At 69.0% G+C, this 20108-nt stretch carries 20 protein-coding genes and 1 riboswitch; of the genes, 6 read left to right on the forward strand and 14 right to left on the reverse strand.

Features of this window, described 5'->3' with window-relative positions; genetic code table 11:
- Positions 1–30: 30 nt before the first annotated feature.
- Positions 31–145: riboswitch (SAM riboswitch) on the reverse strand.
- Between the two features lie 73 nt (positions 146–218).
- The gene (locus tag ACSHWB_RS04735; RefSeq protein WP_439660862.1) at positions 219–1697 is read right to left on the reverse strand and encodes a potassium/proton antiporter; all 1479 of its coding nucleotides are present in this window, start codon (positions 1695–1697) and stop codon (positions 219–221) included.
- Between the two features lie 122 nt (positions 1698–1819).
- Between ACSHWB_RS04735 and ACSHWB_RS04740 the strand changes: the two genes are divergently transcribed.
- Positions 1820–2755, forward strand: a complete 936-nt coding sequence (locus tag ACSHWB_RS04740) for a M28 family metallopeptidase (protein ID WP_439660863.1) — start codon at positions 1820–1822, stop codon at positions 2753–2755.
- A gap of 17 nt (positions 2756–2772) precedes the next feature.
- Here ACSHWB_RS04740 and ACSHWB_RS04745 read toward each other — a convergent pair whose 3' ends face one another.
- Positions 2773–3309 carry a TetR/AcrR family transcriptional regulator gene (locus ACSHWB_RS04745; protein ID WP_439660864.1) on the reverse strand — a complete coding sequence of 179 codons (537 nt, stop codon included), beginning with the start codon at positions 3307–3309 and terminating at the stop codon, positions 2773–2775.
- Positions 3310–3366: 57 nt separating this feature from the next.
- On the opposite strand from ACSHWB_RS04745, the gene ACSHWB_RS04750 reads away from it, so the two are divergent.
- Positions 3367–3846 carry an SRPBCC family protein gene (locus ACSHWB_RS04750; RefSeq protein WP_439660865.1) on the forward strand — a complete coding sequence of 160 codons (480 nt, stop codon included), beginning with the start codon at positions 3367–3369 and terminating at the stop codon, positions 3844–3846.
- On the opposite strand, the gene ACSHWB_RS04755 is transcribed toward ACSHWB_RS04750, so the two are convergent.
- From ACSHWB_RS04755 to ileS, 3 genes are all read right to left on the reverse strand, one after another.
- A complete protein-coding gene (locus tag ACSHWB_RS04755) occupies positions 3828–4781 on the reverse strand; it encodes a hypothetical protein (RefSeq protein WP_439660866.1) in 954 nt (317 codons plus the stop codon). The genes ACSHWB_RS04750 and ACSHWB_RS04755 overlap by 19 nt on opposite strands.
- Complete coding sequence (locus ACSHWB_RS04760; protein WP_439660867.1) at positions 4781–5725, reverse strand: hypothetical protein; 945 nt, start codon at positions 5723–5725, stop codon at positions 4781–4783. The genes ACSHWB_RS04755 and ACSHWB_RS04760 overlap by 1 nt, the downstream gene beginning before the upstream one ends.
- A 121-nt stretch (positions 5726–5846) precedes the next feature.
- Entirely contained in the window at positions 5847–8951 is a 3105-nt protein-coding gene (gene ileS, locus ACSHWB_RS04765; protein WP_439660868.1) for an isoleucine--tRNA ligase, read from the reverse strand.
- A 247-nt stretch (positions 8952–9198) separates the two neighbouring features.
- Here ileS and ACSHWB_RS04770 point away from each other — a divergent pair, with 247 nt between their 5' ends.
- From ACSHWB_RS04770 to ACSHWB_RS04785, 4 genes are all read left to right on the forward strand, one after another.
- Entirely contained in the window at positions 9199–9543 is a 345-nt protein-coding gene (locus ACSHWB_RS04770) for a DoxX family protein (protein WP_439660869.1), read from the forward strand.
- Positions 9540–10694: a BTAD domain-containing putative transcriptional regulator gene (locus ACSHWB_RS04775; RefSeq protein WP_439660870.1), complete on the forward strand. Its 1155-nt coding sequence runs from the start codon at positions 9540–9542 to the stop codon at positions 10692–10694. The genes ACSHWB_RS04770 and ACSHWB_RS04775 overlap by 4 nt, the downstream gene beginning before the upstream one ends.
- A gap of 73 nt (positions 10695–10767) precedes the next feature.
- Entirely contained in the window at positions 10768–11226 is a 459-nt protein-coding gene (locus ACSHWB_RS04780; RefSeq protein WP_439660871.1) for a hypothetical protein, read from the forward strand.
- A complete protein-coding gene (locus tag ACSHWB_RS04785; protein ID WP_439660872.1) occupies positions 11226–11681 on the forward strand; it encodes a hypothetical protein in 456 nt (151 codons plus the stop codon). The genes ACSHWB_RS04780 and ACSHWB_RS04785 overlap by 1 nt, the downstream gene beginning before the upstream one ends.
- Here ACSHWB_RS04785 and ACSHWB_RS04790 read toward each other — a convergent pair.
- The 9 genes from ACSHWB_RS04790 to crtI form a co-directional block, all read right to left on the reverse strand.
- Entirely contained in the window at positions 11665–12174 is a 510-nt protein-coding gene (locus ACSHWB_RS04790; protein ID WP_439660873.1) for a hypothetical protein, read from the reverse strand. The two genes, ACSHWB_RS04785 and ACSHWB_RS04790, sit on opposite strands and share 17 nt — an antisense overlap.
- Positions 12175–12189: 15 nt before the next feature.
- Positions 12190–13005 carry a DivIVA-like cell division protein Wag31 gene (gene wag31, locus ACSHWB_RS04795; protein WP_093597422.1) on the reverse strand — a complete coding sequence of 272 codons (816 nt, stop codon included), beginning with the start codon at positions 13003–13005 and terminating at the stop codon, positions 12190–12192.
- A gap of 48 nt (positions 13006–13053) precedes the next feature.
- Positions 13054–13329 carry a YggT family protein gene (locus tag ACSHWB_RS04800; protein WP_089950699.1) on the reverse strand — a complete coding sequence of 92 codons (276 nt, stop codon included), beginning with the start codon at positions 13327–13329 and terminating at the stop codon, positions 13054–13056.
- An 18-nt stretch (positions 13330–13347) separates the two neighbouring features.
- A complete protein-coding gene (locus ACSHWB_RS04805; RefSeq protein WP_439660874.1) occupies positions 13348–14001 on the reverse strand; it encodes a cell division protein SepF in 654 nt (217 codons plus the stop codon).
- 67 nt (positions 14002–14068) lie between these two features.
- Positions 14069–14767 (reverse strand): YggS family pyridoxal phosphate-dependent enzyme, encoded by a 699-nt coding sequence (locus ACSHWB_RS04810; RefSeq protein WP_439660875.1) that lies wholly within the window; start codon positions 14765–14767, stop codon positions 14069–14071.
- On the reverse strand, positions 14764–15468 hold the full coding sequence (gene pgeF / locus ACSHWB_RS04815) for a peptidoglycan editing factor PgeF (RefSeq protein WP_439660876.1): 705 nt from the start codon (positions 15466–15468) through the stop codon (positions 14764–14766). Before pgeF ends, ACSHWB_RS04810 begins: the two co-directional genes overlap by 4 nt.
- A gap of 660 nt (positions 15469–16128) precedes the next feature.
- Positions 16129–17460, reverse strand: coding sequence for a cell division protein FtsZ (gene ftsZ / locus ACSHWB_RS04820; RefSeq protein WP_439660877.1), 1332 nt, complete (start codon positions 17458–17460; stop codon positions 16129–16131).
- Positions 17461–18085: 625 nt separating this feature from the next.
- Positions 18086–18580, reverse strand: coding sequence for a DinB family protein (locus tag ACSHWB_RS04825; protein WP_439660878.1), 495 nt, complete (start codon positions 18578–18580; stop codon positions 18086–18088).
- A gap of 21 nt (positions 18581–18601) precedes the next feature.
- Positions 18602–20023, reverse strand: a complete 1422-nt coding sequence (gene crtI / locus ACSHWB_RS04830) for a phytoene desaturase family protein (protein WP_439660879.1) — start codon at positions 20021–20023, stop codon at positions 18602–18604.
- Positions 20024–20108 lie beyond the last annotated feature (85 nt).

Here is a 20108-nt window from a genome sequence, read left to right on the forward strand (position 1 = left end):
CCTCCGAGGCCAGGGGCCCCGTCGTGCGAAGGCCCGCGCTTGACCGGCGCCCCACGCGCCGGACCAGGTCCTCACCAAGGGCACCCCACCGCGGTTGGAGGGTTGCCGGCCAGCAAGCTTGGGCTTGACGCTGGCTCTCATGACCTGCCGACGACGTTAGCGGAGGGTGACGCGTCCGTCGACACCCGATTCACATGCTGGGAAGCGTCGGCGACCGACTAATCGCCGGTCTCGCCCTTCCACCGGGCGTAACGACCGGCCCTGTCGACGGCACGAACCCGCCGCTCAGCGGCATCGCGCGCCTCTTCGGTGGTGACGATGAGCAACTGGTCGTCGGTCTGCAGCCGGGTCGTCGGTTGTGGCGTGAAACTCTTTCCCGAGCGCACCACGAGGCTCACTGTGGCGCCGACGGGCAGCCGCAGCTCGGTCATGTAGACGCCGTGCAGCTTCGACCCGCGCTGGATGTGCACCTGCAGCAGTTCGGCACCGAGCTCGTCGAGCGGCGAGGAGTCGACCTGGACCTCCTGCGCCTCCCCCGTCTTCACGAGCCCGAGGCGCCGCGCGAGGAACGGCAGCGTCGTGCCCTGCACCACCGTCAGCACGACGACCAGCACGAACACCACGTCGACCAGTTCGCGGGCGCCCTCGACCCCCTGGATCAACGGGATCAGCGCGAACACGATCGGCACGGCGCCGCGCAGCCCGGACCAGGAGAGGAACGCCTGTTCCCGCCACGGCACCTTGAACGGCAGCGAGGCGAGGACCACCGACAACGGCCGGCCGACGAACGTCAGCACCACACCCGCGACCAGCGCGGGGAACAGCACGTCGAGCAGTCGCGACGGCGAGGCGTAGAGGCCGAGCAGGACGAAGAGCCCGATCTGGGCGAGCCAGCCGAGGCCTTCCGCGAACGAGAGGGTGTCGGCGCGGTGCGGCAGGCGGGCGTTGCCGAGGACCAGCGCGGCGACGTACGTGGCGAGGAATCCGGAGGCGTGCACGAGATCGCCGGCCGTGTAGGCCATCACGCACACCGCCACCGTGGCGAGCGGGTACAGACCGGTGGAGGGCAGCGCCGCGCGTCTCAGTCCGGCTCCACCGAGATAGCCGAGCACGACGCCGACGAGCGCGCCCGCACCCAGTTCGTAGATCACCAGCAGCGGCGCGGTCCAGGAGATCTGGTCCGAGGAGGCCAGCAGCACCACGGCGATGAAGACCGGCGCGTCGTTGAGACCGGACTCCAGTTCGAGCGCACCCGTGAGCCGCGCGCCGACACCTAACGAGCGCAGGACGCTGAAGACGGCGGCCGCGTCGGTGGACGACAGCACCGCTCCCCACAGCAACGCCATCCGCCAGTCGAGGCCCAGCAGGAAGTGCAACGCCGTCCCGGTCACGGCGACGCTCACCGCGACGGCGACCGTGGACAGCGCGACGCCCAGCCACAGCGAGGACTTCACCGCGCTCCACCGGGTCGTGATCCCGCCCTCGGTGAGGATCAGCACGAGCGCCGCGATGCCGAGGGACTGCGTGAGGTCGGCGTCGTCGAAGTTGATGCCGACGACGGACTCGCCGAGGACCACGCCGATGCCGAGGTAGAGCAGAAGTGAGGGCAGGCCGAGGCGGGTCGACACCCGCACCGCGATCACGGAGATCAGCAGTACGGCCGCGCCGATGCCAAGAACGACCGTGACGTCACCCACCTGGACCATTCTGGTTGATCACCACCGATTCCGACGAATCCGACGATCGCCTCTACCGGGCTCATGCGCGGTGGAGCATGTTGATCAGTGGCTCAATCCCTAACCCTGCACGGAGTTGAACCATGAGGATCCTGATCGCGCTGGCGGCCGCCTTGATGGTGACCGGAGCGACCACGGCGCAAGCGGCCGCTCCTGCGGCCTTGGCAGCACCGAACATCAGCGTCGCGAACGTCCAAGCACACCTCAACCAGTTCCAGTCGATCGCGAGTGCCAACGGCGGCAACCGCGCTCACGGACGTCCGGGGTACCTGGCCTCGGTCAACTGGGTGAAGAGCAAGCTCGACGCGGCCGGCTTCACCACCCGCGTGCAGTCGTTCACCTACGGCGGCGCCACCGGCTACAACCTGATCGCCGACTACCCCGGCGGCGACGCGAACAACGTCATCATGCTGGGTGGCCACCTCGACAGCGTCACGGCAGGCCCCGGCATCAACGACAACGGCACGGGCTCCGCGTCGATCCTGGAGGTCGCTCTCCAGATGAAGGCCACGAACTTCCAGCCCACCAAGCACGTGCGGTTCGGCTGGTGGGGCGCCGAGGAACTCGGCCTGCGCGGCTCGTCGGCCTACGTGCGCTCCCTGTCGGCCACCGAGCAGTCGAGGATCAAGGCGTACCTGAACTTCGACATGACCGGCTCGCCGAACCCCGGCTACTTCGTCTACGACGGCAACGACCGCCAGCCCCCCGGCTCGGTGGCGCTGCAGCAGCGGCTGCAGGCCGGCTTCACCTCGATCGGCGTCCAGACCGAACTGACCAAGGTCGGCGGCCGGTCCGACCACGCGGCATTCGCGGATGTCGGCATCGCGACCGGTGGCACCTTCACCGGCGCCGAGCAGACCAAGACCTCGGCGCAGGCGTCGAAGTGGGGCGGTACGGCCGGCCAGGCCTTCGACCGGTGCTACCACCGCTCCTGCGACACCACGTCCAACGTCAACGTCACGGCTCTCGACCGCAACGCGGACGTGATCGCCTACGCGTTGTGGGCGACGGCGGCCTGATCACTTCGCAGTCCTGATCATTTCGCGATGAGCACCTGCACGGCCTCGTCGAGCACGGGTTCGACGAGGCCGGGCAGGCTCACCCACATCTGCGCCTGGCCCAGGTAGACGCTGAACGCGATCAGCGCGCGCTTCTTCGCGTGCTCGAGGTCGAACCCGAGCTGTTCGAACAGCTCGGTCAGGTAGCTCAGCCGCTTCTCCGTGACGCGCCGCAGGACCGGCGCGATCACGTCGTTCTCCGCACCCGCCTGCAACGCCATCTCCACCGAACCCTTGCGGCCGCGGTCGAGCACCGTCGAGAAGAGCACCCTGAGCTTGTCCTGCGGCGTCCGCTCGGACTCGACCAGCTCGATGACCTTCTCGGTGTGCTCCCGCTCCCACCGCTCGACCGTCGCCCTCAGCAACGCCTCGCGGTTCGGGAAGTGGTGGTAGACGCTGCCTTTCGTGGCTCCGGCCTGCGCCGCCAGCGGCTCGATCGCGACCGCCTGCAGCCCGCCTTCCGCCAGCGCTCTCAGCGCTATCTCAGTCCAGTCGTCGCGATTCCTCCGCACCACGGTTCCATACGCTACCGTACGTTTCAGGACATACGGCAGCGTATGGAAGGGGATCTCATGATCAGGAACGTGCACACCCGCGACCTCGGCGTGCCCGCGGGCCCGTTCGTCGAGCGCATCCAGGAACTCTGGCCACCCGCCTGGGGCAAGCAGGAGTTCGACCGCCCGCTGGGTGTCGGCGCCGACGGCGGCCACGGCCCGATCCGCTACCACTGCACGGAGTTCGTGCCCGGCGAGTCGATCACCTTCGAGTTCAGCGGGATGTCCGGCAGCCACACGCTCTCGGCGTCCGGCACGGTGCTGCGGCACGAGCTGATCGGCCGGTTCGGCCTCGTGGACCGGCTGCGCTGGGCGCTGGCGATCAGATGGCTGCACGACGCGTGCCTGGAAGACCTGTTCGACGCCTGCGAACGCGCGGCGGGCCGCGAACCCGCCGCACCGGCCCGGTGGTCGCCCTGGGTCAGGCTGGTGCGGCGGTTGTTCACTCGACGGGCACAGCCCACCCGCTCACAGCACGGTCACTCGCAGCGCGCGTGAAGCGGCGTGGAGGTGCCCTCGCGGTACGACCAGCCGTACAACGACCCGTCGTCCGCGAACTCGTCGTAGTTCGCGGTCACGGGAGGCTGGTCGAACTCGCCGGTCGAGCGCCAGACCGCGTACGGACCGGGTAAGTGCTCGTCTCCCGCCGTGCGACCGAGAACGTCGCCGGACGAGGTGACGCGCGTGGCCTCCGCCGAACCTTCCAGGGCGCGCACGACTCCGCCCTGCAGGTCCCACTCCACGCCGACCGGGTTCACCCAGTTCTCCTGCGCGGAGAAGCCGACCACCCGGCCGTTGCGGATGCCCTGGACCCTCGTCTCGCTGTGCCCGCGCAACGGGCGCAAGAGAGTCCGCTCACCCGTCTCGCCCCAGACGTAGGACAGCGTGGGTTCATCGGCCGCACCAGAACGCCACCCGGCCACCCAGCCCTGCTCGTCGATGCCGGCGACGGTCCAGTGCGCGCCGTCGCCGGTGCCGGGGACCGGACGCGGGTCAGCCGAGTCGCCCGGCCAGATCGCCATCCCGCGACCCGAGTTGCCGACCGTCGTGCCGGCGTCGTTCAGCGCCACCGCGAAGGAGTAGTTGGCTCCCGGTAACGGGTTCAGACCCACGCCCGCACGGCGGGCGGTGCCCACCGAGGAGTTGACCAGGACGGTGCCCGAGGCGTTGACGTCGGCCGCGAACTCACCGGTCGCCAGCGGCTGCGACTCGACGGAACCGTTGTGCCACAGCAGGGTCACCTCCTGCCACGGCGCTGCCACGCCCTTGCCCACCACGTAGCTGCCGTCGACCGCCGCACCGTTGATCATCGAGAAGCCGGTGCCCTCCGGCAACGGCAACGCGGTCGACGTCCACGTGCAGGTGGCCGCGGACGCCGACACCGGGGCCAGCAGGCTCAGCACGCTCGCGGACGCGATCAGCAGAGCCCTCATCACGCACCTCCGGTGCAGTTGAGCAGCAACGGGGACGTGCCTGACGTGCCGTAGATGTCGCCCTCGTCGGTCAACGAGGGGTACGCAGGCACGCCGGAGGTCATGCGCAGGGTGCCGGGATCCGCCCACATCCCGGTGTCGCCCCCGATGGTCTTGCCGAGCACGTGACCGTGCGAGTTCACCGCCAGGGCCTCCGCGGCGAAGACGTACGGCTCACTCACTGCGCCGGACACGTCCCACCTGACGACCGCCGAGTCCGCCACGCCCACGGCGTAGTTGCCGCGCACCCGGCTCACCTGGGCGCTGCCGAGCGAGACGGCCTCGCCGGACGGACGGATCCAGTGCGCGACACCACCCGACGAGGCCAGCACCGAACCGTCGTCGGCGACCCCCACCGGCAGCCACGACGCGTCCGTGCCCGCAACCCGTTGGGGAACAACAGAATCCGCCGGCCACACCACGGGCTTGCCGTCCGAACGCCCGAGCACGTCGCCGCGCTCGTTGATGTCCAGCGCCTCCACCCGGTACTCGCCGGGCAGGCCCTGCAACCCCTGCACCGAGTCCGGCACACCCGCCCGCCACCGCGCGGCGGCCGGGAACAGGCACGCGGTCAGGATCACCACACCGGACGAGTTCACGTCCTGCGCCCACGACGGGTTGCGGAAGGACGACAGCTGGTCGATCAGCTGCCCGTCCTTCCACACCAGCGCCGTGCTGCCGGATCCCGACCACAACGACCCGCTGCCCACGGCGAACGAGCCGGCCGCCGACACCACGCCGTGGCTCTGCACGGCGGGCGGCACCGGCAGTTCGACGTACTCCCACGATCTGCACTCGGCGACCGGATCGGCCGCTGGATCGGCCGCCGCGGTGGCGGGCGCCACCACACCGGCCGACAGGATCAGTGCGCCCGCGAAGACGCGCCATCCCCCAGTGAAAACCATCGCAACCCCCTAGTTGTTTGGCCTGGTTCGACCGTAGCGAGGGGGTCTGACACTTTTCCTGTACGAGCACGACGCGGGGCCGCCGTCCGAAGACGGCGGCCCCGCGGTTCACCCGGAGGGATCAAGCCTTCGCGACGGCCACCTTGACCTTCAGCCCGTCGCCGACCGTGCCCTCGGCCGTACCGGCACCGAAGACGACCGACGACGTCAGCGTCTCCGCCTGCACGAACGGCAGGTGCGGCTCCACGGCGGAACGCACCGCGTCCGGCAACTCCAGCGTCAGCGTGATCCGGTCGGACACGTCGAGCTGGGCGTCCTTGCGCGCCTGCTGCACCACGCGCACCAGGTCACGCGCGACACCCTCTGCCTCCAGTTCCGGCGACACCACCGTGTCGAGCACGACGACGCCGGCACCACCGGGCAGGGCCGCCGTGGCAGCGGGATCCGTTGCCACCAAACGCTGTTCGTACTCACCCTCGAACAGCTCGACCCCGGCGGCGACGATCTTGCCGTCCACTTCGGACCAGTCGCCGGCCTTGACGGCCTTGATGACCTTCTGCACGTTCGGCCCGAGCCGCGGCCCGGCCGCCCGCGCGTTGACGACCAGCTGGAACTGCCCGTAGGCGTCGACGTCCGTGGACAGCGACACCTCCTTGACGTTGACCTCGTCGCGCACGATGCCCGCGAAGTCCTCCAGCGATCCCGCCACCGGCGACGCGACCGTCAAGCGCGCCAACGGAAGCCGCACGCGCAGCTTGTTCGCCTTGCGCAGCGACAACGCCGTCGAGCAGACGTCACGCACCTCGTCCATCGCCGCCACCAGCGCGTCGTCCGCCGGCACGTCCGACACCGACGGGAAGTCCGTCAGGTGCACCGAACGGCCACCGGTCAGCCCGCGCCACACGACCTCGGTCGTGTACGGCAGCAACGGCGCCGTGACGCGCGTGACGACCTCCAGCACGGTGTGCAGGGTGTCGATCGCGTCCTGCTCGCCGTCCCAGAACCGCTGCCGCGACCGGCGCACGTACCAGTTCGTCAGCACCTCCAGGTACTCGCGCACCAGCTGGCACGCACCGGAGATGTCGTAGACGTCCATCGCCGCCTGGACGTCGCGCACCAGGTCGTGCGTCTTCGCCAGCGCGTACCGGTCGAGCACGTTCTTCGAGTCGACGCGCCACGTGCCCTCCTTCCCGGAGGCGTTGGAGTACAACGCCAGGAAGTACCAGGAGTTCCACAGCGGCAGCACCGCCTGGCGCACCGCGTCGCGGATGCCGCGCTCGGTCACCACGAGGTCACCGCCGCGCAGGATCGGCGACGCCATGAGGAACCAGCGCATGGCGTCCGAGCCGTCGCGGTCGAAGACCTCGTTGACGTCCGGGTAGTTCTTCAGCGACTTGGACATCTTCTGGCCGTCGTCACCGAGCACGATCCCGTGCGCCACGCAGTCGCGGAACGCGGGCCGGTCGAACAACGCCGTCGCGAGCACGTGCAGCGTGTAGAACCAGCCACGCGTCTGCCCGTTGTACTCGACGATGAAGTTGCCGGGGTAGTGGTTCTCGAACCAGTCCGCGTTCTCGAACGGGTAGTGCACCTGCGCGAACGACATCGAGCCCGACTCGAACCAGCAGTCGAGCACGTCCGGGATGCGCCGCATCGTGGACTTCCCGCTCGGGTCGTCCGGGTTCGGCCGCGTCAGGTCGTCGATGAACGGCCGGTGCAGGTTGTCCGGGCGCACGCCGAAGTCGCGCTCCAGCTCGTCCAGCGACCCGTACACGTCCGTGCGGGGGAACTCGGGGTTGTCCGAGGTCCACACGGGCAGCGGCGAGCCCCAGTACCGATTGCGCGAGATGTTCCAGTCGCGCGCGTTCTCGAGCCACTTGCCGAACTGGCCGTCCTTGATGTGGCCGGGCACCCAGTTGATCTGCTGGTTGAGCTCGACCATCCGGTCCTTGAACTGCGTGACCGCGACGAACCACGCCGACAGCGCGCGCTGGATCAGCGGGTTCTGGCAGCGCCAGCAGTGCGGGTACGGGTGGTCGTAGGTCTCGTGGCGCAGCAGCAGGCCCGCGTCCTTGAGGTCGCGGATGATCAGCTTGTTCGCCTCGAAGACGTGCACGCCCTGGTACGGCGCCACTTCCGCGGTGAACTTGCCGTCCGGCCCGACCGGCACGACGACCTCGATGCCCGCCGCGTCCGTCACGACCTTGTCGTCCTCACCGAACGCCGGCGCGATGTGGACGATGCCGGTGCCGTCGTCGGTGGTCACGTAGTCCGCGGCCAGCACCTGGTGCGCGTTCTCGCGGCCGACGAAGAAGTCGAACGGCGGCAGGTACTTCTTGCCGACCAGGTCCGAGCCCTTGTAGCGGGCGACGACCTCGGGCTCCTCGCCCAGTTCGCGCGCGTACGCCGCGACACGGGCCTCGGCCAGCAGGTACTTGTCACCGTCGGAGCCGACGACCGTCACGTAGTCGACGTCGGAGTGCACGGCGGCGGCCAGGTTGCTCGGCAGCGTCCACGGCGTCGTCGTCCAGACCAGGGCCTTCTCCCCGGACTCGAGGCGCAGCGCGACCGTGACCGCGGGGTCCTGCCGGTCCCGGTAGGCGTCGTCCATCTTGGTCTCGGTGTTGGACAACGGCGTCTGGCAGCGCCAGCAGTACCAGAGCACCCGGAAGCCCTCGTAGATCAAGCCCTTGTCCCACAAGGCCTTGAACGCCCACATGACGCTTTCCATGTAGTCGAGGTCGAGCGTCTTGTAGTCGTTGTCGAAGTCGACCCAGCGCGCCTGGCGCGTCACGTACTCGCGCCACTGGTCCGTGTACTGCAGCACGGACGTGCGGCAGGCCTCGTTGAACTTCTCGATGCCGAGCTCGTCGATCTCGTGCTTCTGCGTGATGCCGAGCTGCTTCTCGGCCTCGTACTCGGCGGGCATGCCGTGCGTGTCCCAGCCGAACCGGCGCTCGACGTGCTTGCCGCGCATCGTCTGGTAGCGCGGCACGACGTCCTTGACGTAGCCGGTCAGCAGGTGCCCGTAGTGCGGCAGGCCGTTGGCGAACGGCGGGCCGTCGTAGAAGACGAACTCGTTCTCGCCGTGCTCACCGGCCGGGGTGCGGTCGATGCTCGCCTGGAAGGTCTCGTCGTCCTTCCAGTACCCGAGCACGTCCTGCTCGAGGTTCGGAAAGGACGGCTGCGCCGGGACCTCGTTCGCGCCGGCCCTGGGGTAGGCCATCTCCACTGCTCCTCGCGGTCAAAGTGACACGCGAGGACGACACGCCGATGTGGCTCGGCCCGCCGCGGTACCACCCCGCTTGCCCGCCTCGGGGGCGAGCCTCTCGTTCTTCGGCTGTGACGGGCCGGTCCCGTCCGGTTCTACTGAGACGCTCGCGCGTCCGTTCTTCCGGAGGCTCCCCGGTGATGGCCGGATCGGTGCCTGTGAGTTACAGGGTAACCGGAGGCGCAAACCGTATGCTCGCCCGATGACGTTGACCATCGCGTTGTCGATCGTGCTGGCCCTGCTGTTCGTGGCGACAGGTGCGGGCAAGCTGTTCGGGGCGAAGGCGTCACTGCAGGCCCGCGACCACTTCCGGATGAACCCGGCGCTGTGGCGCACCATCGGCGCGCTGGAGTGGGCGGGCGCCGCGGGCCTGGTCGTCGGCCTGGTCACGTGGGACTGGGTGGCGCACGCGGCCACCCTCGGGCTCGGGCTGCTGATGGCAGGCGCCACGATCACCCGGCTGCGGTACGACTCGAAGCCGACGGGCGTGGTCGTGGACCTGGCGCTGCTGGCGTTGCTGATCATGCTGCTGTTCCTGGACCGGTGAGGTACGAGTTCCGCGTCCTCGGCTCCCCCGAGGTCCTGCTCGACGCCGGCCTCGTCGACGTGGGCCACGCACGCCAGCTGAGCGTGCTGGCGGTGCTGCTGGTGGACGTCAACCAGGTCGTCGGCATCGACAAGCTGCTGTCCAGGGTGTGGGGCGACGAGCCGCCGCGGCAGGCCAAGTCAGCGCTCTACAGCTACGTGTCCCGGTTGCGGACGGCGCTGGACGGCATCCCGATCGTCCGCCGCTCCGGTGGTTACGTGCTGGAGGCCGACCCCGCGTCCGTCGACCTGCACCGCTTCCGCTCTCTCGTTGCCTCAGGACGGCCCGACGAGGCCATGACACTCGTGCGCGGCGAACCGTTCTCCGGGCTGCACGGCGCGTACTTCGCCGACCTGCGCGAGACCCTGGCGGGCGAGATCACCGCCGCCGAACTCGACCGCACCGACGCCCGCCTGGCCGCCGGCGAGAACCAGTCCCTGGTCGCCGAACTGACCGCGCGCACGTCCGCACGCCCCCTCGACGAACGCCTCGCGGGCCAGCTGATGCGGGCGCTGATCGCCGCAGACCGACGCTCCGACGCACTCGCCCACTACACGCGGCTGCGCGACCGGCTGGCGGACGAACTGGGCCTAGACCCCGGCCCCGCGCTGCGCGACCTGCACGCGTCACTGCTCCAACGTCCACAGTGGAGCCCGCGCCAACTCCCTGCCGCCCCAACGGATTTCACCGGCATGACGGCCGAGCTCGCGGCCCTGGACGTGGACGGCCCGATCGTCACGATCACCGGACCACCCGGCGCGGGCAAGACGCGGCTCGCGTTGCACTGGGCGCACGAGCACGCCGCCGACTACCCGGACGGCCAGTTGTTCGTGGACCTCAACGGTTCCGACCCGGCCGACGTCGTCCGCGCGTTCATCACCGCCCTGGGCACCAGCCCGGACGGCATCCCACCGGAGCCGCACGCGCAGACAGCGCTCTACCGCACGTTGCTGGCAGACCGGCGAATGCTCATCGTGCTGGACAACGCTGCGGACACCGCACAGGTCGTGCCGCTGCTACCGGGCACTCCCCGATGCCGTGTCGTCGTGACCAGTCGCGAACGCCTGCCGGGCCTGGTCACCGCTCACGGCGCACGCCCGGTCGTGCTCTGAGTAGAAGCACTCATGCAAGGGCTCCCGCACCTGCACCAGACTGGCCCCACAGGCCATCTTCTGGGGGGATCAGATGCGTGTCTTAGCTTTGACCTGCGCTCTTTCGCTGCTGGGCGCGGGCGTCGCGTCCGCTGCCGACCCGTCGACGTTCGAGTTCGACGCGGACGCCAACGCGTTCCCGATCACCGCCACGCAGGGCACCTGGACCACGCCGCAGTTCGTCGTGAGCCAGCGGGCGTGGGACGACAACACCCTGCACATCGACGTCAGCGGGCCGGGCGCCAGGTACACGGTCGACCTCTCGCGCCACGACGGGACCCCGGTCGCGACCGGCACCCACACCGACCAGAAAGCGCTGGTCATCAACAAGGGTCTCGGTTGCCGCGACCTCGCCGCGGACTACACAGTCGACCGCCTCGACCTCGACGACCAGGGCGTCGTGACCGCGCTCGACCTGTCGCTCGAACACCGCTGCGGCGACAGCCCGGACAACGCGCTCCTGGTGAACGTCCACTACGTGCGGGGTGCCTGATGCGCGCCGCACTGCTAGCCGCGACCCTGCTGGTCGCCACCGCCGCACCGGCCACGGCCGCCGACACCAACTACCTGATCTGGGACTCCGACCCCGGCTCGTCGCCCGCCGAGGGTCGTTCGGGCGCCTGGACGCCGCCGGACCTGTTCTCGGTCTGGGAACACCCGGACCGCATGATCCGCGTCAAGGCCAACGCCCCGGTCGGCGGGGAGTACCTGCAGATCGACCTGGCCCGGAACGACGGGCAGCGCATCACCGAGGGCAGCTACGTGGACCAGCGGGTGCGCGTGATCAACCGCGGCATCGGGCCGCTCGACGAGCGCGGTGTGTTCACCGTCGAACACCTCGAGTACGGCCCGGACGGGCACATCTCCGAGTTCGACGGGGCGGTCGAACACCACGGGAGCACCGAGGCGAACACGACGTTCCGCGCGAAGATCAGCTATCGGCGCTGACGTCGGGCGCGGAGGTTCGGCTCCTGCGCACCAGCACCGCATCCGGGGTGCACAGGGCGCAAGGCGTGAACTGCAACTGCCGTGCCTCCTGCACCGGGAGGCCCAGTGTGGGCCTCCCGGCAAGCCAGGAACACGAACTCAGGTGATACCGGGGCCGTTCGTCCAGCACCCGCACCTCGTCCACCAGATCGGCCACGACGAGCAGGTCCGCCGCGTCGGTGTCCTCTTCCAGTGGTTCCTCGTCAGCGGACGGCGTGTCGGCTACCGCCGGCTCCACCACCCGTTGATCATCAGCTACAGCTAGTTGATCTACACTCTGCGCGTCGGCAGCGGGGTCCCCCGTTCGCCGCCGCCACCAGTCCCAAGCGAGGACCAGGGCGGCGAGCACGCTCGCACCCACGGACGACCACGCCCAGATCGTGTTGGACGTGGCCAGCGCAGGCACGAGCAACCCGAGGGCTGCCAGCACCAGAAGTAGAACTACGAAGAGCACCTAGCGAACAGTAGTTCAGCCCGCTTCAGCGCGTGCGCCGAACGAGTAGCCCTGGGAACGACCCTCGGACGGAGCGGCGGGGCCGCGGTCCTGGAGGTCGCGCAGGGACGACTCGAGCATCGTCTTCAGTCGCGTGCGGTACTCGCGCTCGAACGTCTGCAGCTTGTCGATCTGCTTCTCGAGCGTGTTCTTCTCCTGGGTGATGTTGCCCATCACCTCGGCGTGCTTGCGCTGCGCGTCGCGGTCCAGCGCGGTGGCCTTCTCACGGGCCTGCCGCTCCAGCGTCTCGGAACGCGTCCGCGCGTCGTTGAGCATGGTCTCGGCACGCGTGCGCGCCTCGTTGACCATCGTGTCGGCCTTGGCGCGAGCCTCGGACAACAGCTGCTCGGACTTCGTGCGGGCCTCGGACAGCATGCCGTCCGCCTCGGCCTTCGCCTCGCCGGTCAGCCGGTCCGCCATCTCCTGGGCGAGACCCAGGACCTTCGCGGCCTGCACGTGGTGGTCTCCGCCACCACCAGGGGACGTCTGCTCCATCACCGACGGCGGCGGGACCGGCGCCAGGCGGCGCGGCTCCTCGACCGGCATACGGGTCGTCATGGGGCTCGAAGAAGCCTTCGCACGCGCGTCGTCGAGGTCGGCGCGCGACGTCTCAAGCTGCTGGTCGAGCTGCTCGACCTGCTGACGGAGGTCGTTGTTCTCCTCGATCAAGCGGGCGAGCTCGCCCTCAACCAGGTCGAGGAACGCGTCCACCTCGTCCTCGTTGTAGCCCCGCTTGCCAATCGGCGGCTTGCTGAATGCAACATTGTGCACGTCAGCGGGGGTCAACGGCATCGGATCACCTCTCGCACTCCTGGGCTGCGGTCATCCCACGGTTCCCCGTCACCTGGGATCTGCGAATCGCATCAGAATGATAACGACTAGCCACAGCACAATAATCGATAGGTCCAGCCCGACGCCCCCGATCCGCACAGTCGGGATCACCCGACGGAGCGCACGAACCGGTGGGTCGGTGACCGTGTAGACGGTCTCAAGCGTCACGGCTACGCCGCCAGCTGGGCGCCACTCCCTCGCGAACGTCCGCACCATCTCGACCACGACACGCGCGGTCAGGAACAGGGAGAACGCGAACAGGACGTAGAAGATGACGAGACGGATGGGGTCCACGGGTCAACTCTAACCGTGGTTCCCGAACCCGCCCTCCGCCAGCTTCCTGCGATCCTCCGCCGTGACGTCAACGTTCGGCGGTGAGAGAAGGAACACCCTGCTGGTGATCTTGTCCATGGACCCGCGCAGAGCGAACGCGAGTCCGGCCGAGAAGTCGACGAGACGCTTCGCGTCGGCGTCGTCCATGTCGGTCAGGTTCAAGATCACCGGGGTGCCGTCCCGGTAGTGCTCCCCGATCGTGCGCGCCTCGCTGTAGGTACGGGGGTGAAGCGTCGTGATGCGCGCCAACGGGTTGCCTACCGGCTCGGCGACGGGACGCAGCCTGCTCACGGGCTCGCGCTGCGGCTCGATGGCGAGTGCGCCGTGCACGGGTGCATCGGCACTCCAGCGTCGCGTGCTCGAGGGGCTGCCCCCGCGCCGCGACTCCGGCTCGTAGTCGTCCGAGTCGTCGATGTCGGCCCGGTACCCGGAGCCCTGCGGCTCCGACCGGCCCGGCGTGAACACGCGGCTGCGCCGCGGGTACGGGTCGTAGTCGTCGGCCTCGGCCGCGTACTCGGACCGGTAGTCGCCGTAGCGGCCTCGGTCGTCGTCGTAGCCGGGGTCGTCTGCGTACTCGGCGGGGACCATCCCGAAGTAGGCCTTCAGCTTGTGCAAAGCGCTCATTCCAGCCCCTCCTCGGCGGTGCCCCACTCTTAGGGACGGTGCGGACGGTCCCGAGGTTCCCGACAACCTACGGCGAGGTTAGTCGCCGGCCGCCGAGCAACGCCGTTCCGACACGCACACAGGTCGATCCGTGCGAGATGGCATCTTCCAGGTCACCGCTCATTCCCGCTGACACACCGATGGCAGTGGGATGATGATCACGTAGGCCAGATACCACCGAAACCAACGCCTGAAACGCCTGCGACGGCTTCATCGTCCGAGGCGCGACAGTCATCGCACCTCGGAGAATAAGATCACCCGAACGAGTGATCACGCCAGCCAGTTCCTCCACGTCCGGAACAGCGATTCCCCCGCGTGACGTGTCCCCGTCGATGCTGACCTGCAGCAACACGTCGAGTTTCTTGCCTTTCGCGTGCGCCGCCTTGGCCAGGGCCTCGGCCAGCCGGACGCTGTCCACGGAGTCGACCTGATCGGCCCACTCGACGACGGACTTCGCCTTGTTTCGCTGCAATCGCCCGACCATGTGCCATCTCGCGTCTTCGAGATGTCTCAATTGGCCGACCTTCACACTCGCTTCCTGATCGCGGTTCTCCGCGAAGTTCCGCAACCCGAGCCCATAAAGGATCTCCACATCGCTCGCGGGCCAGGTTTTCGTCACCGCGAGCAACATCACTTCATCCCGCGCCCGCCCCGCCACCTCACAGGCTTTGACGATGCGCTCCTCGACCTCCGCGAGGTTCGCCGCGAGCTCTTCCTCGCGACTCACGGCTCGATCCAGATGACCGACGCGAGCCGCCCGGTGGGCGCCTGCCGCCGATGGCTGAACAGATCCTTCTCCTCGAACGTGCACCGCGGGTCGACACCGATCTTCCCGACCCCGGCACTACCGAGCTGGTTCCACAACCCGGCCCTCAAATCCAGCGCGGGCGTGCCCTTCCGCGACTTGGAAGCGCTCCCAGGCAGATGCTTCTCGACGTCCTTCTGCATGTCCGCGGGCACCTCGTAGCACTCACCGCAGACCGACGGCCCAAGCAGAACCTCGATGCGTTCGAGCTCCGCCCCCAGCGCCATCATCGCCTTGAGAGCCTCGACCACAACGCCGACCCGAGCACCAACCCGCCCGGCGTGCACGGCCCCGACAACCCCGGCGACCTCGTCCCCGAGCAACACCGGCACACAGTCAGCCGTCAACACCACAAGCCCGAGACCAGCCTGTTTCGTCACAACAGCATCAGTAGCCTCAAGCGGCTCAGCCTGCGGCCCGTCCACCGTCGCAACGGTCCGCCCATGCACCTGCTCCATCCAGACCAACCGGTCGGGCGTCAGCCCAATCCCTCCGGCAAGCCGAGCCCGGTTGGCCTCGACCGCCTCGAGGTCGTCCCCCACGTGATCGCCGAGGTTGAACGACTCGTAGGGCGCCTTGGACACGCCACCGGCGCGGGTGGTGACAACACGACGAATGCGCACCACCACACCCTAGTTCGCACAACACCCCACCTCACCGACGCCCACCACCACGCCGCCCGCTCACCCGCGAAGCCGAAGGCGAGCCGTCCTGAGCAGGCGAGACCGCCAACGCACCCCACAAAGCAACCGGCAGCCGCCCAAAGCAGCAGGCGTGCCATCTACCCGCAGGCGGCGCTACCCCCCGATCAGATTGCCGGGGGTCTGGGGGCAGAGCCCCCAAGGGGAAGCACGCAACAGAAACACGCCGCCCGCAACAGGGGGAACGCGACGCAACAGGCGCGCCCAACGCAAATCCGCCGCCAGCAAGGCGACCACCCCGCAAACCCAGCGGACCGCAAGGGCGACCACCCGACAAAGGCCACGGATCGCAAGGTGACCGCCGACAAAGGCCACCGCCCGCAAGGCCACCATCCGGCCCAGGCCAAGCCGCAGACCGCACCCAGCCCAGCCCGCAACCACCAGCCCTACCCCGCAACGCCCCCAACCACCAGCCCGACCCACAACGCCCCAAGCTGACGCAGGCGTCCCCCCAATAGGAAGACCCCCTGAGCCCAAACGCTACTCAGGGGGTCCGACAAGATCAGAACCGCAAATCCACCGGCCGAAAGTCCACCAGCGGCAAATCCACCGGTAGAAATCCCACCGGCCGAAAACCCAGCCTCACCGCCGCATGAACGGCGGCACGTCCACCTCGTCGTCAGGGTCCTCGGTGACCGGCACCGGCCGGGAAGGCAGAGACCCGTTGGGCGACAAAGACCGAGGCACAGAAGGCACGTACCCGTTCCCCTGAGCCGGCGAAGGCTGCGGAGGAACCGTGGTAGGAGGCTGCTGCACCGGCGGAGCCTGCCGAACCTCGGGCTGCTGGACCGGGTGCTGGTGCTGGACCGGCTGCTGGTGCTGGACCGGCTGGGCCACAGGAGCCTGCACAGGCGGCGCGACCGGCTGCTGCACGTGCGTCGGCACAGCGGTCGCGGAGGCGATGGGCCCGCTGGCCGTCCGAGGCGGCGAGGACAGCGCCGTCGGCTCCAGCTTCTTGTGCGTGGGGCCGCCAGCGTCGAAGCCGGCCGCGATCACCGTGACCCGGACCTCGTCGCCCAGGGAGTCGTCGATGACCGTACCGAAGATGATGTTCGCGTCCGGGTGTGCCGCTTCCTGGACGAGCGAGGCGGACTCGTTGATCTCGAAGAGGCCGAGATCGGAGCCGCCGGCGATCGACAGCAGGACGCCGTGCGCGCCTTCCATCGAGGCTTCCAGCAGTGGCGAGTTGATGGCCTTCTGCGCGGCTTGCACCGCTCGGCCCTCTCCTCGCGCCGAGCCGATGCCCATCAACGCCGAGCCCGCGCCGGACATGACCGACTTGACGTCGGCGAAGTCCAGGTTGATCAGACCGGGGGTCGTGATCAGGTCGGTGATGCCCTGGACACCGGAGAGGAGGACCTCGTCCGCTGACCGGAAGGCGTCCATCAGGCTGACGCCGATGTCACCGAGCTGGAGCAGCCGGTCGTTCGGGATGACGATGAGCGTGTCGCACTCGTTGCGCAGCGCCTGGATGCCGTCTTCCGCCTGCTTGGCGCGGCGCTTGCCCTCGAACGAGAACGGGCGCGTCACCACGCCGATGGTCAGTGCGCCGAGCTTGCGGGCGATCGAGGCGACCACCGGCGCGCCGCCGGTGCCCGTGCCGCCACCTTCACCTGCGGTGACGAAGACCATGTCGGCCCCCTTGAGGACCTCCTCGATCTCTTCACGGTGGTCTTCGGCGGCCTTGTGCCCGACCTCGGGATTGGCGCCGGCACCGAGACCGCGGGTGAGCTCGCGGCCGATGTCGAGCTTGACGTCGGCATCAGACATCAGCAAGGCCTGGGCGTCGGTGTTCACCGCGATGAACTCGACGCCCTTCAGCCCGACCTCGATCATGCGGTTGACGGCGTTGACGCCGCCACCACCGATGCCGACGACCTTGATCACCGCGAGGTAGTTGTGCGGGGGCGTCATCGGATCCGCCTTCCTGATCGTGGTCCGCGCTGTGGTGCTGGGTGTGCTGCACCCGGATTGAAACTCTCAACCTCTCATCGAGGCTCAGAGTTATGTCAACCCCATATGTTCCTGCTGGACGGTAAGCACCGGCGGTGCGTCGGTCCAGCAGCCACGCCGTAGGGTCCCAACACTGTGCGCTACTACTCCCCGGTCGTGCAGTCAAGTAGTGCGTACTGTCCTGAGGACGACGCAAGCGCAAGCCTAGTCGGACCTCGAATCCGAGATCGTCTCGCCCGTCTTAACGGCGTTTTTCCGTCGGTGGTGCCCGCTCGCTCCGGCCTATGGGGATCGTGGAGATCGAGAGCGCGTCCCGGGGTGAGTGCCTCGACACGGCGGCGACGCCCGGTTCCGGGAGTACGTGCGCCGGGTCGTCGACGAGATCCACTTCGACGTGCTCGGTCCCCACGCTGGAGGAGGACGACGAGCGGTGGCGGATCCGCGACACCGGGACCGCAGCTCACCGAGGTCGTACGCCTGAGGAGCGCCGCCGACTTCTACGGCACCTGCGTGATCGTGGCCGAGGCCTGCACCGCGGCGAGGGGACGACTAACCGCCTCACGCGGAAGTGGGAGCTGCCGGCGGCCTAGTCGCCGACGGTGCCGTCGAGCAGTTCCCTGACCACGTCCAGCTGACCGGCGTGCCGGGCGGTCTCCTCGATGACGTGCGCGAGCACCCATCGGGCCGAGACCACCCGGTCGCCCCGGAACGGCACCTCGGCGTCGAGCGCCAGCCCGGCGAGGACCTCCCGGCTCACCTCGCACTGCGCGCGGTAGTCCGCCAGGAACCCGGCGAGCGTCTCGTCCTCCTCGACGCGCCAGTCCGCGTCGGGGTCCTCCATCGTGTACGGGGCGCGCGACGCACGTCCCGCCAGCACAACCTCGAACCAGTGGTGCTCGACCCATCGCACGTGCTTCACCACACCGGCGGCCGTCGTCAGCTTCGACGGCAGCACCGGCCGGGCCGCGTCGGCGTCCGCCAGGCCCTCCACCTTCAGCTCGATCGTGGCACGCAGGTAGTCCAGCAGGGCCGTGTAGGTCGCGCGCTCATCGGCGACCAGAGGTGGTGCGACTCGTGTCATGCGGCGCAGCCTGCATGAGCGTCAGCGCGGCCGCACCGCATTTATCCGCTGGGCCGCGAGCCGTCCGGAGATCAGCACCGGCGGCACCCCGACACCCGGCGTGGTGCCCGCTCCCGCCAGCGCCACGTTCTCCGCGCCCCGCACGACGTTGCGCGGCCGGAACGGTCCCGTCTGCGTGAAGGTGTGCGCGAGCCCGAACGGCGTCCCCGCCGCGTTGCCCCAGTCCACCGGCGTGACGAGCACCTCGTCGCGCACCGCCGCGCCGAACCCGTCGAGCCCGCGCTCCTCCAGCGTCCGCACCAGTTCGTCGCGGTACCGGGGCCCGACGCGCTGCCAGTCGATCGGCCCGGTCCTGAGGTTCGGGGCCGGCGCCAGCACGTAGTGCAGCCCGTCCTGCGCGTGCGTGACGAGCAGCGACGGATCGGACATCAACCGTCCCTTGTGGACGATCTCGCTGAACGTCCCGCGCCACGCCGCGCCGAACAGGATGTTGTGGTGCCCCAGGTCCCACGTGCGGTCCGTCGCGGCGTGCAGCACCACCGCGGACGGCGACCACCGATGCGGCAGCACGCGACGCGGCGACTTCCCGAGCAACCGATAGGCGTCCGGCAGTTCACACGCCAAGACCACCGCATCACACTCGATGCGCTCCTCAGCGGTGTGCACGGCGGCAACGCGCGCACCGAGCCACTCCAGCCGTGTGACCGTTGTGCCGTAACGGAACTCCGCACCGTGCTTAACAGCAGCACCGGCCAACGCCTGAGGCACCGCATGCATCCCACCGCGCGGGTAGTACACGCCTGCGATGGTGTCCATGTACGCGATGACCGCGTACGCCGCGAGGGCCTGCTGCGGCGGCACGCCCGCATACAACGCCTGGAACGAAAAGAGCCTGATCAACCGCTCGTCCCGCAAGAACCGCCGCAACTGCGGTTCCAGCCGCCCGAACCCGCCCAGCAGCGCGAGCTTCACGAGCTCCGGCCGTGCCAGGTCGAACGGCGAGTCGAAGTTCGCCCCGATGAAGTGCTCGCGCTGCACCGAGTACAGCTCGCCGAGCCACCGCCGCAACTTCCGATATCCAGCCGCTTCCCTTGCGCCGCAGACGGTCCGGACCTCGGACTTCATCGCCGCGGCGTCGGTGTGCACCGCGATGCGCGACCCGTCGGCGAACCGCGCGCGATAGGCGGGATCGACCCGGTCGAGCGTCAGCCAGTCCGAAAGCCGCTCCCCCACGGCGTCGAACGCCTCTTCCAGGTACTCGGGCATCGTCAGCACCGTCGGCCCGTTGTCCGCCGTGAACCCACCGAGCTGAACGGTGCCCGCACGACCACCTGGGGCATCGGCCTGCTCGACCACGGTGACCCGGCGACCGCTGCCCTGCAGGTGCAACGCGGCCGACAGTCCGGCGAGACCAGCACCCACCACGACGACGTGGCCCGGCATGAGTACTTCCTTCGGGTGACAACGATCGATCTGGCTAATACCGCGAGTGGTAGTCCGATGAGCACGGTAGTCGTTCATCACCTGG

The organism is Lentzea sp. HUAS TT2, assembly GCF_051853195.1.
In the GTDB taxonomy this organism is placed as follows: domain Bacteria; phylum Actinomycetota; class Actinomycetes; order Mycobacteriales; family Pseudonocardiaceae; genus Lentzea.

What these genes read in the sequence shown, in the direction of transcription:
- ileS (WP_439660868.1), bottom strand. Translation starts at nt 8,951, where the DNA reads ATGGCCTACCCCAGGGCCGGCGCGAACGAGGTCCCGGCGCAGCCGTCC.
- wag31 (WP_093597422.1), bottom strand. Translation starts at nt 13,005, where the DNA reads ATGCCGTTGACCCCCGCTGACGTGCACAATGTTGCATTCAGCAAGCCG.
- ACSHWB_RS04760 (WP_439660867.1), bottom strand. Translation starts at nt 5,725, where the DNA reads ATGGTTTTCACTGGGGGATGGCGCGTCTTCGCGGGCGCACTGATCCTG.
- crtI (WP_439660879.1), bottom strand. Translation starts at nt 20,023, where the DNA reads ATGCCGGGCCACGTCGTCGTGGTGGGTGCTGGTCTCGCCGGACTGTCG.
- ACSHWB_RS04825 (WP_439660878.1), bottom strand. Translation starts at nt 18,580, where the DNA reads ATGACACGAGTCGCACCACCTCTGGTCGCCGATGAGCGCGCGACCTAC.
- ACSHWB_RS04780 (WP_439660871.1), top strand. Translation starts at nt 10,768, where the DNA reads ATGCGTGTCTTAGCTTTGACCTGCGCTCTTTCGCTGCTGGGCGCGGGC.
- ACSHWB_RS04785 (WP_439660872.1), top strand. Translation starts at nt 11,226, where the DNA reads ATGCGCGCCGCACTGCTAGCCGCGACCCTGCTGGTCGCCACCGCCGCA.
- ftsZ (WP_439660877.1), bottom strand. Translation starts at nt 17,460, where the DNA reads ATGACGCCCCCGCACAACTACCTCGCGGTGATCAAGGTCGTCGGCATC.
- ACSHWB_RS04770 (WP_439660869.1), top strand. Translation starts at nt 9,199, where the DNA reads ATGACGTTGACCATCGCGTTGTCGATCGTGCTGGCCCTGCTGTTCGTG.
- ACSHWB_RS04750 (WP_439660865.1), top strand. Translation starts at nt 3,367, where the DNA reads ATGATCAGGAACGTGCACACCCGCGACCTCGGCGTGCCCGCGGGCCCG.
- ACSHWB_RS04740 (WP_439660863.1), top strand. Translation starts at nt 1,820, where the DNA reads ATGAGGATCCTGATCGCGCTGGCGGCCGCCTTGATGGTGACCGGAGCG.
- ACSHWB_RS04755 (WP_439660866.1), bottom strand. Translation starts at nt 4,781, where the DNA reads ATGAGGGCTCTGCTGATCGCGTCCGCGAGCGTGCTGAGCCTGCTGGCC.
- ACSHWB_RS04805 (WP_439660874.1), bottom strand. Translation starts at nt 14,001, where the DNA reads ATGAGCGCTTTGCACAAGCTGAAGGCCTACTTCGGGATGGTCCCCGCC.